Consider the following 3,265-nt stretch of genomic DNA (forward strand, 5'->3'; position numbering starts at 1 on the left):
ATCGGCGCCATGCTGTTAATGGCAGCGTTGGCCCTGATGGTCGCTCACGGGGTCCTCGAGTATCGCGCCAGGCGTCGGAATGGTCGTGACCAGCAAATCGGGCCGTGACGAGCGCCAGCGGGGCCGGCCGTCGTCGATGTCAGGGCGCTTCGCTGCCGTGCCGCTCCGCAGCTTGCCACCGGGTACACGAACGTCCAAGCGCGCGTCAGGCGAGCGGTCCGCAAATAGCCGCAAGAGGTCAACGGACGCGACGCTGACTGGCTGGCCAAGCTTCAGTAGTGTCCTCCCGTGGTTGAGGAGACGTGGAGCCCGGAGTGGTGCATTGTGGGCAACCTGCTGCCATATCCGTACAGCCCGGATGGGCCGCAGGCCGACTTCCGCAGCCAGAAGATCTTCCCCGCCGGGGCGAAGCTCTACGTGGTCGGCGGGTTCGCTGGATTGGGATACGAGACGATCACGGTGATCGGATACGCCCACCGCCGACCCCATCCGGTGACCGCGCACATCAACGCGAAGTACGTGGGCAACTGGCGGGCGAAGCTGATATATCGGCCGGTCGTTCTCCGCGCGATCCACGCCGCTCAACAGGAGCAGCGGCGCGAATGCCATCGCTGGCTGAAGCCATTCCGGGATGACCGGGAGGCCGTCTACGAGCCGGGCGAGCCGGAGTACGGCGAGCACCTGGCACAGATCGCCGCCGGCTTCCAGCAAGCTCTTCATGGCGGCCTGTAAGGTCGTGCCCGTTTATGACCGGAGCCGAGGGTCAACGGTGGTCAGTTCGTGGACCTGGCGGCCGGTATCGCGGCGCAGCAAATCCAGGCCATTGCCGGGCAATTTGCGGCCGTGTCCGTACTCCCTGAAGCGTGTGGCTGTACAGTCATCCTTTGGCAATGCAATGTGCCGTCGCCCATATGGCTGCCCTCCACGGGGCTTTCCGGTGTGCCGCGCTTCCGTCGCCGCTGAATTTATGCCATTATGTCCGGCGAAATGCACGACCATTTCTACGGCGGAATGTGGAGCCCCGATCTTGCGGGGTCTCGTCGGGTGGAATGGGCATCGATACGCAGGTCGTCGAGAGCCAGGTGCCCGGACCGTTTTCGGCCGCCGACTGCTGGCGATCGGCCTGAGGCAGGCGCGGCGGTGCCCGACGACGTGGGGTTCGCCACCAAGCCGCAGCAGGCCCGCACGATGCTCGAGCAGGCCATCGCGGCCGGGGTGCCGTTCGCCTGGTTCACGGCGTTCGGGCAGAACCCCGGCCTGCGGGACTGGCTCGAGGAGCAGGACATCGCGTATGTGATGGCCACTCGCAATGATGACGAGGTCCCGGCCGGGCTGCACACGGTCAGCCCGGTCAAGGCCATGATCGCCACGATCTGGCCCGGGGCTTGGCGGCGGATGTCCTGTGGTGACGGCGCCCACGGTCCACGGGTCTACCACTGGGCTTGGACGCCGATCCGGACCGAGTTCGCGCACGGCCGGCGGGGTTGGGTGCTGGCCCGCAGGTCGATCGGCACCGGCGAGATCGCCTACTACCGGTGTTTCGGCCGGCGTGGGACCCAACTGCGTGATCTCGTCCGGGTCGCGGGTTCGCGCTGGGCGATCGAGCAGTCGTTCCAGACGGCGAAGAACGAGGTTGGCCTGGACCAGTGCCAGGTCCGCCGCTACGACGCCTGGTATGCCCACATCACCCTGGCCATGACCGCTGCCGCGTTCCTGGTCGTGACCCGCGCCGCCGAGGCCGCAAGGGGGGTCCCGGCGCAGGCGCGGCAAGCTGATCCCACTGACCAGCAACGAGATCCGCCGCCTGTTCACCCAGTTGGTCCTGACCATCACGCACACCGCTGAACACGTCTGGCATTGGTCCTGCTACCGACGCCGACGCCAGGAACAAGCCCGAGCCTGTCACTACCGCAAACGACTCGAACCGCCGTATGCAGCGACATCAGGTTGCAGTACTGACGGCGCCTGACGCCGTATCCCAGTATATGGGAGCCGGTGAGGCCCGTTTGGCGACCTTCGGCCAGGTGCGGGTGTTGGTTGTGGGATGCGTAGAGTGAAAGGGGTTGTGCTGACAGTAACAACTCAGTCAAGATCGCCTGACGTCTATATAGACCGATGGAGGTTTTGTGAACAGGTTGACAGCAGCGTTCAGGGCCACGGGGGAAGGCAGAGGCGCCAGGGTTGGTCGCATAGCACGGGTCGCCGCCATGCTCGCCGCACTGTTGGTCACCATTCCGCTAGCCGCCGGTCCTGCGGCGGCAGCGCCGACCCCGATCGTCGGGGGTGAGAACCAGAGCGACGCCGATGGCCTCGCCGCAGTACTCGTCAACGGCCAGTTCCAGTGCTCCGGGTCGATCGTCGACAACTACTGGGTGCTCACTGCCCGGCACTGCCTCTACAACGGCTCCACCCGGATCCCCGACGGCGACATCAGCGTCCGCGTGAAGAGCATCTGGTGGTACACGGGCGGGGGCGTGGTTAACGTCAGCACCTCCCGGGTGCGCGCCAGCCACGACATCGCGATGCTCAAGCTCGACCGGTCGGCGAACGCCGAGCCGGTGCGGCTGCCCACCGCGACGACCACGGTGGGGGCCACCACCTACGCCTTCGGTTGGGGCCGGACGTGCTCGAACTGCGGGGTTGCCGAGGTGGTCCGCCGGGCGACCCAGAACGTGCTCGCCATCAACGGCAACACCGACTATTACGGCGGCCGGGCTGTCCGCACCGACGGTTTGAACGGCGACATGTGCTACGGCGACTCAGGTGGGCCGCTGTTCAAGCTCGTGGACGGCCTGCGGTACCAAGTGGGTGTTCTGTCGACGATCACCACCGGCTGCACCGGCGGCGCCTTCTGGGCGACCGTGCCGGACAGCCGGGACTGGATCCTGAACGTCATGGCGACCGTGTAACCGAGCGCGTGGAGTGGCGGACCGGCCGGATTCCGGCCGGTCCGCCGCCGTTAGTACTCCAGTCGTAGTTGATGAAGTCGGTGTATTCGCTGGTAGTGGGCTGTCCTGGCGCGGTATTGGTGTCGGCGTCGCCATCGTGACCATCGATGTAGGCGGTCGAAGGGTCGGGTGGTGGTGATTAGGTGTGCCAGGAGACGGCGGACCTCGCCGAGGCTGAGCGATCCACGTCACGCTCCCCGCACCAGGCGGGGGGGGGGGGGGGGGGGGGGCGCGGGCCCCCCCCCCCCCCCCGGTGTTTGGGGGTGGCCGGGGGGCCCCCGGGGGGGGGGGGGGCGCCGGCGGGCCCGGGGCGCCAC

At 67.3% G+C, this 3,265-nt stretch carries 3 protein-coding genes; all 3 read left to right on the top strand.

Annotated features, from left to right (window positions below; genetic code table 11):
• Positions 1 to 288 precede the first annotated feature (288 nt).
• The 3 genes from AB0D32_RS32630 (at position 289) to AB0D32_RS32640 (ending at position 2,909) form a co-directional block, all read left to right on the top strand.
• Entirely contained in the window at positions 289 to 732 is a 444-nt protein-coding gene (locus tag AB0D32_RS32630) for a hypothetical protein (protein ID WP_357098795.1), read from the top strand.
• Between the two features lie 279 nt (positions 733 to 1,011).
• Positions 1,012 to 1,845, top strand: a complete 834-nt coding sequence (locus AB0D32_RS32635) for a transposase (RefSeq protein ID WP_357098801.1) — start codon at positions 1,012 to 1,014, stop codon at positions 1,843 to 1,845.
• Between the two features lie 362 nt (positions 1,846 to 2,207).
• Positions 2,208 to 2,909 carry a trypsin-like serine protease gene (locus tag AB0D32_RS32640; RefSeq protein WP_357098798.1) on the top strand — a complete coding sequence of 234 codons (702 nt, stop codon included), beginning with the start codon at positions 2,208 to 2,210 and terminating at the stop codon, positions 2,907 to 2,909.
• The last annotated feature ends 356 nt before the right edge of the window (positions 2,910 to 3,265 follow it).

Source organism: Micromonospora sp. NPDC048170, from assembly GCF_040652795.1.
Taxonomy (GTDB): domain Bacteria; phylum Actinomycetota; class Actinomycetes; order Mycobacteriales; family Micromonosporaceae; genus Micromonospora.

Coding starts and splice junctions, on each gene's coding strand:
- AB0D32_RS32635 (WP_357098801.1), top strand. CDS start 1,012: ATGTGGAGCCCCGATCTTGCGGGGTCTCGTCGGGTGGAATGGGCATCG.
- AB0D32_RS32640 (WP_357098798.1), top strand. CDS start 2,208: ATGCTCGCCGCACTGTTGGTCACCATTCCGCTAGCCGCCGGTCCTGCG.